Genomic DNA, 6411 nt, shown 5'->3' on the forward strand with positions numbered 1-6411 from the left:
CTACGTAAATCAACGATGCTGGGCGAGCAACCATTTCCAGAAGTCATGATCCTCGTATGCCCGGGTCCACGAGTCGTGGCCGACGCCGGGGTAGGTGGTGATCTTGACCGGAGCGTTCAGGCGTTTGAGACCCTCGTAGGCCTGGCGGCTGAATTCGACGGATACCACCGGGTCGTCCTCACCATGGAAAATCCAGCACGGGGTTTTGGAAAGCTTGTCGAGGAGCAGGAACCGGATGCCGGTGCCCCCGCAGACCGGGGCGATCGCCGCCCAGAGATCCGGATATTCCATGGCGGTGTCCCAGGTTCCGAAGCCGCCCATGCTGAGGCCGGTGAGGTAGGTGCGGTCGGGATCGGTCTTTTCCTCCGCCATGATCTTGCCGGTGAGCGCCTTCACGGCGTGGGGATCCCAGACCTGGTTCGGCGGACACTGCGGGGCGACGACCACGGCGGGAATGTCCCGCCCGGCGGCAAGCAGCTTCGGCGGACCATGTCGCTTGACGTCATTCAGGTTGGTTCCGCGCTCGCCGGCCCCGTGCAGGAAAATGATCAGCGGCCAGCCTTTTTCCGGGGCGTCTCGATCAGGTCGGGAGATGAGGTAGGAGTAGCCCAGCTTGCGCGGCGAGTCGGTCTCGAACTTGGCGGGGACCAGCTCCGCGGCATGCGAGGCGAGCGTCATGGCGAGGGCGAGGGAGAGCAGTTTCACGGGCAGCAGGTGGATCGTTCCTTGAGGAGTTCGAGCGCCTCGGCCGGGGCCGGGGTCGGCTCGGGGTATTCGAAGGTTTCGCCCTCGTAATTGCGCAGCAGGGTCCGGCCTTCGTGGCTCTCGAGGACGTAATCGGGGTTGAGCGGGATTTTCCCACCGCCGCCGGGTCCGTCGATCACGAACTGCGGCACGGCGTAGCCGGTGGTGTGGCCGCGCAGGCCCTCGATGATCTCCAGTCCCTTCGAGACATTGGTCCGCAGGTGCGACGAGCCGGTGATCAGGTCGCACTGGTAGAGGTAGTAGGGCCGCACGCGGCAGCGCAGCAGCTTGTGGACGAGCGTGCGCTGGACGTCGACGGAGTCGTTGATGCCGTTGAGGAGCACGCTCTGGTTTCCCATCGGGATGCCGGCGTCGGCGAGCCGCCCGAGGGCGTCGCGAACCTCGGTGGTGAGCTCCTTCGGGTGGTTGCTGTGGATGGAAATGAAGAGCGGGTGGAACTTGCGCAGCATGGCACACAGCTCGGGCGTGATCCGCTGCGGCAGGAAGATCGGAATGCGCGAGCCGATGCGCACGAACTCGATGTGCGGGATCGCGCGCAGGCGGGTGAGGATCTTTTCCAGCTTCGAGTCGGAGAAGAGCAGGGGATCGCCTCCCGAGAGCAGGACGTCGCGCACCTGCGGGGTTTTCTCCAGATACTGGAAAGCCTGCTCCCACTGGGTCTCGAGGTGCTGCTCGCCGACGCCGGAAACGACCCGCGAGCGGGTGCAGTAGCGGCAGTAGGAGGCGCAGCGGTCGGTCACGAGAAACAGCACGCGGTCCGGATAGCGGTGCACGAGCCCGGGGACGGGCATGTGCGAGTCTTCCCCGCAAGGGTCGGACATCTCCTCCGGCGCGGTCCAGCCTTCCTCCAGCCGCGGAATGACCTGGCGGCGGACCGGACAGTCGGGGTCGTTCGGGTCGATGAGGCTGAAAAAATGCGGCGTGATCGACATCGCCAGCTTCGAGCCGGCGAGCAGCACGCCGGCGCGTTCGCTATCGGTCAGCTCGATACGGGCCTCCAGGTCGGCCAGCGTGTTGATGCGGTTTTTCAGCTGCCATTTGTAGTCCCCCCAGTCTTCCGGGGAGACATCCGGCCAATGACCGGGGGCGTGGGAAACGAAGTCGGAAAAAGGGGACGCGGACATGTGCTGCGTGGAAGTTAGAGGGCGGGGGGGATGTGTCAAATGGGGGGGTCACCACCGACTTGCGGGCATTTCCGAGTAGAGCATGGCAGCATGGCCTTCGCGCAGTCCCGCCTCCGCCGCGAGGTCCGGCCAGTGGCGGACGGCCTCGAGGACTTGATCGATTTTTTCCGCCGCCCGGCGGATGGCTTGGTCCTCGCCAAGTTGCAGCAGATGGTCGGCGGTCAGCCCGGAAAAGCGACCCCTGATGCCCGCGGCGCGAAAACCCGAGCCGAGCGGGTAGGAGGTGCGGGTCAGGTCATAGGCCGGGGAGAGCTTCCAGCCGATCTCCGGGTCGAAGAGGTAGGCGTGGTTGCGGGAATGGTCGTCATCGTTGGCGATGGCCACGTTGAAAACAGCCCTGCGGAATGCTTCCTCCACCTCGGCTTCGTGGAGGGTGAGATCTCGCGTGAGGCCGAGCAGATCGTGGTAATCGAGGGTGTCCCGCACCGGAGTGTGGGTTAGCCCCGCGAAGGTGTGGACATGCTTCGGCAAGGTTCCGGGTTGGCGGTCGAAGCGTTTCGTCAAGAAGTGGGTGAGGCCGTCCGCAGTCTCGAAAAGCCGTGTCTCCGGAGTGCGGATCCCCGCGGCGGCGGCCATCCGGGTCACGGCGAATTCCTCGCGGCCGACCGGGTCATCGGGATCGAGCTGAAACTTCACCAGCCAGGAAGCGAACCCCTCCGGCGCGGGCCCGCCGCCTGCGACGGCCTGGGACAGGTCGTCATTGAAAGCCACGAGCGCCTTGGGCTGGGCGCCGCCCGGGGAAAGCCCGCCTCGAACGAGGGCCGGCAGGACGCTCTGCGGGTCGCCCTCGAGAAGTTGGCGGGCCGCCGCGACCAGCTCACCGACCTCGGTGGCCAGCGTTTCGCGGAAGGATTTCGGAGAGAGATCCGGCTCGTAGGCCAGGGCACCGATGCTGAAAGCACCTTGGCAGGCGAGCTTTTCCAGCGGCCGCACTTCGTTCCACGGCAAATTCATGGACGCGAAATGATGACGCATGATCCGCTGGCCCCACCAGTCGGGCATCGAGTCATCGAACAGGCCGAACAAGGGGCCGAAATCGGCCGTCGGTGAGGTGACCGGTCCGGAAATCGAGAGGGGCAGATGGATGGGAGACAATTCGATGCCCCGTGCCCGCCAGCCCGGATCGTATTCGAAATAGATTTTTCCCCGGGCGTCGTCCGCCAATCCGCCAATCCGCGGCTGCTCGGGAATGCCGAGAAATCGGACATCGAGTTTCATCGGGATCGATGGGTGGCCTCGACGTCATCCAGCGTGGCGTAGGCCGGCGTGGCGGCGAACAGCTCGCGCAGCTCACCATCGAGGTTCAGGATCACCGCCACCTTGGCCAGCCGCTGCAGCGAGCCCTTGCCTTCCCTCTCCATCAGTTTGAGCGTGGAAAGCGAGATCCCGGAGCGCTCGGCCAGCTCGGCCTGGGTCCAGCCGCGGCCTTTGCGATGGGCGCGGATCCGTTGCCCGATCTGCTTGACCAGCTGGTTGGGATTGCGGAGGCGAAAGGGTGGTATTTTGTCCACAAGGGCGAATATGGGGCATCATAGACAAAATACCAGCTATTATTGGATGGGATCCAGGATTCAAACCAGAGGGTCGAGGGTGCTTGCTGGATCGCCAGACCTGAGGAGAAGTGCCAACGGAGATCCCCCTGATTGCAAAGGGGAAGGAACTCGAACGGTCTTCCGTGGGCGGCCGGGCCCAGGTTCTCCTGCCCGGCAGCCACAGGCAGCCGCTCCTTTCCCCTCTCAGGCTTCGAACTTCGAGCGCAGGTAGTCGAGGCGTTCCTTGATCCGCTTCTCCAGGCCGTTCTCACTAGGAGTATAGTATTTCCGGCCCTCCGGCAGGTAGGCCTGCGGGACGTAGCCTCCTTCGTAGTCGTGGGCGTAGAGATAGTTGAGCTTTTCATCCTCGGTCCCGCTGGCGGAGGCGAGCTTCTTGCGGGTCTGGGTCCGAAGGTGCTCGGGCACCGCGAGGGTGCGGCCCTTCTCAATGTCCTGGACGGCGGCGCCGAGGGCGGCGTAGGCGCTGTTGGATTTCGGGGCGGTGGCCAGGTAGACGGTGGCGTGGGCGAGGGGGATGCGGCCCTCCGGCATGCCCACGAACTCAAAGGCCTGCTGGGCGGCGATGGCCACCCGCAAGGCGTTGGAGTCGGCCAGGCCGATGTCCTCGCTGGCGGAGATGACCAGCCGGCGGGCAATGAAACGCGGGTCCTCGCCGGCGTGGAGCATCTTGGCCAACCAGTAGAGCGCGGCGTCCGGGTCGGAACCGCGGATCGACTTGATGAAAGCGGAAGCCGTGTCGTAGTGGGCGTCACCATCAGCATCGTAGGCGATGGCCTTGCGCTGGATGCTCTCTTCGGCGACTTCAAGGGTCAGGCGCACCGCACCGTCTTCCGACGGGGTGGTAAGGACCGCCAGCTCCAGCGCGGTGAGGGCTTTCCGGACATCGCCGTCCGACATTTCCGCCAGGTGCCGGAGTGCGGCGGGTTCCGCCTCCACGGGTTGCCCGCCGAGGCCGCGATCGGCATCGGTGAGCGCCCGCTCGAGCACCGGGATCAGGTCCTCGGTGGCAACCGGCTCGAGCTGGAAGATCTGGGAGCGGGAGACCAGCGGGGAGTTGACGTAGAAGTAGGGGTTGTGGGTCGTCGCGCCAATGAAGCGCACCGTGCCGCGCTCGATGTGCGGCAGCAGGACGTCCTGCTGGGCTTTGTTGAAACGGTGGATTTCGTCGATGAAAAGGATCGTCGTCTGGCCGCGCAGGTCGCGGTAGGTGCGGGCCTGCTCGATCTTCGCGCGGATCTCGCCGACGTTCGACTCGACGCCGTTGAGCGACTCGAAGCGCGACCCCGTCGAGCGGGCGATCACATTGGCGAGCGTGGTTTTTCCGGTGCCCGGCGGACCGTAGAAGATGAGCGAGGTGAAACGGTCCGACTCGATCGCCCGTCGCAGCAGTTTTCCCCCGGCGAGAATGTGCTGCTGGCCGGCGATCTCGTCGAGCGTCCGCGGTCGCATGCGGGCGGCGAGAGGTCCCTCGGCCGGGGTTTCCGGTCGGGAATCGGGATCGGGAGCACTCGCGAAAAGGTCGGCCACGACGGGATTGAAGATTGGGGGTTGCCGGGTGGCCAATTCGGATTTCAGATTTCGCGCATGGAGAGCCTCAAGGTGCTGTTGGACAACAACCAGAAGTGGGCCGCCGAGCAGGTGGCCGCGGACCCCGAGTTTTTCGCCCGCCTGGCGAAGCAACAGGCTCCGGAATATTTGTGGATCGGCTGTTCCGACAGCCGCGTCCCCGCCAACCAGATCACCGGCCTGGCTCCGGGCGAGGTTTTCGTCCACCGGAACATCGCCAACGTGGTGGTGCAGACCGACATGAACATGCTGTCGGTGGTCCAGTTCGCGGTCGATGTGCTGAAGGTGAAGCACATCATCGTCTGCGGACACTATGGCTGTGGCGGTGTGAAGGCGGCGTTGGATAATCAGCGGCACGGACTGATCGACAACTGGCTGCGCCACATCAAGACCACCGCCCGGGTCAACGAGGAGGAACTCTCCCAACTCGAGGGTACCGCGAAGATCGACCGCCTGTGCGAGCTCAATGTCCTCGCCAACGCCTGCAACGTCTCGCGAACGACCATCGTCGAGGACGCCTGGTCGCGGGGCCAGCAGGTGGACATCCACAGCTGGATCTACCGTCTCGACACCGGCCTGATCTCGGCCGCAGGCAAGGCGATCCGGGGTCCCGGTGCCTGATCGCCCCGCCCGACGCGGCGCGGAATTTTCGCGATTGAATAAATCTCCTGCCGGAACATCTTACCGCCGTTCAGCAAACGGGGGCGTTCTGGTTTCGACGGGATGTTCGACGCGCTGGCTGCACGTGGAGGTTGGTCGGTTGGCCTCCTAAAAAGCCGTCCAAAACAAATAATTGCAGACTCTAACGAGCTCGCACTTGCTGCTTAATTGACAGCAACGCCTGAACCCCGACGCCTGTTAAGGGGGATGGCGACTACCTAACAGGCTGGCCAGCGGACCGGGCGACCGGGTGCGTGGGCGAGATTCAACAGGCCGCTAGGAGAGGGGACGCGGCGGGTGAGCCGATCCTCTCCGAAACCTCGGATCATCCGCTAAACGTGTAGATGCCTGTGCTGAAGGCGTTCCGGACAGGGGTTCGACTCCCCTCGCCTCCACCAATTTCAAAATGCCCGCAACAGACTCTAAGTGAGTAGGTTACGGTTTTTTTCTGGCCGTTTTGAGAGCCTCGATATTGGCCGAAAATTGCCGCTCGATTCGGGAATTGGCCCCGTGAAGCTCTACGCGCCGTCTGCTCCCGGACGCCCGTGGCGGGTGGTGAGCTGGCCCCCAAAGTCCGGCCACTGAGTGGCTAAACTAAGCTATGGTGGAGCGGGTCGGCAGAGAGGTAGGATTGGATTGGATTCTCAAGCAAGGGTGGAGTGGCGAGGGCCCCGAAATGGGGA

The 6411-nt window shown here is 64.3% G+C and carries 6 protein-coding genes and 1 other RNA gene; 2 read left to right on the forward strand and 5 right to left on the reverse strand.

Features of this window, described 5'->3' with window-relative positions:
• Positions 1–9 precede the first annotated feature (9 nt).
• The 5 genes from ABXH26_RS19170 to ABXH26_RS19190 all read right to left on the reverse strand — a co-directional run bounded on the left by ABXH26_RS19170 (position 10) and on the right by ABXH26_RS19190 (position 5029).
• Positions 10–705, reverse strand: a complete 696-nt coding sequence (locus ABXH26_RS19170; protein WP_353568718.1) for a carboxylesterase family protein — start codon at positions 703–705, stop codon at positions 10–12.
• Entirely contained in the window at positions 702–1889 is a 1188-nt protein-coding gene (locus tag ABXH26_RS19175) for a KamA family radical SAM protein (protein ID WP_353568719.1), read from the reverse strand. The genes ABXH26_RS19170 and ABXH26_RS19175 overlap by 4 nt, the downstream gene beginning before the upstream one ends.
• A gap of 48 nt (positions 1890–1937) precedes the next feature.
• Positions 1938–3167 (reverse strand): type II toxin-antitoxin system HipA family toxin, encoded by a 1230-nt coding sequence (locus ABXH26_RS19180; protein ID WP_353568720.1) that lies wholly within the window; start codon positions 3165–3167, stop codon positions 1938–1940.
• The gene (locus tag ABXH26_RS19185; protein ID WP_353568721.1) at positions 3164–3460 is read right to left on the reverse strand and encodes a helix-turn-helix domain-containing protein; all 297 of its coding nucleotides are present in this window, start codon (positions 3458–3460) and stop codon (positions 3164–3166) included. Before ABXH26_RS19185 ends, ABXH26_RS19180 begins: the two co-directional genes overlap by 4 nt.
• Before the next feature lie 225 nt (positions 3461–3685).
• A complete protein-coding gene (locus tag ABXH26_RS19190) occupies positions 3686–5029 on the reverse strand; it encodes a replication-associated recombination protein A (RefSeq protein ID WP_434783438.1) in 1344 nt (447 codons plus the stop codon).
• A gap of 57 nt (positions 5030–5086) precedes the next feature.
• On the opposite strand from ABXH26_RS19190, the gene can reads away from it, so the two are divergent.
• Together can and ssrA are read left to right on the forward strand one after the other, a co-directional pair.
• Positions 5087–5689 (forward strand): carbonate dehydratase, encoded by a 603-nt coding sequence (gene can / locus ABXH26_RS19195; RefSeq protein WP_353568722.1) that lies wholly within the window; start codon positions 5087–5089, stop codon positions 5687–5689.
• A 79-nt stretch (positions 5690–5768) separates the two neighbouring features.
• Positions 5769–6126: a transfer-messenger RNA gene (ssrA, locus tag ABXH26_RS19200) on the forward strand.
• Positions 6127–6411: the final 285 nt, after the last annotated feature.

Source organism: Haloferula sargassicola (assembly GCF_040362925.1).
GTDB classification, from domain to species: domain Bacteria; phylum Verrucomicrobiota; class Verrucomicrobiia; order Verrucomicrobiales; family Akkermansiaceae; genus Haloferula; species Haloferula sargassicola.

Coding starts and splice junctions, on each gene's coding strand:
- ABXH26_RS19175 (WP_353568719.1), bottom strand. CDS start 1,889: ATGTCCGCGTCCCCTTTTTCCGACTTCGTTTCCCACGCCCCCGGTCAT.
- ABXH26_RS19180 (WP_353568720.1), bottom strand. CDS start 3,167: ATGAAACTCGATGTCCGATTTCTCGGCATTCCCGAGCAGCCGCGGATT.
- can (WP_353568722.1), top strand. CDS start 5,087: ATGGAGAGCCTCAAGGTGCTGTTGGACAACAACCAGAAGTGGGCCGCC.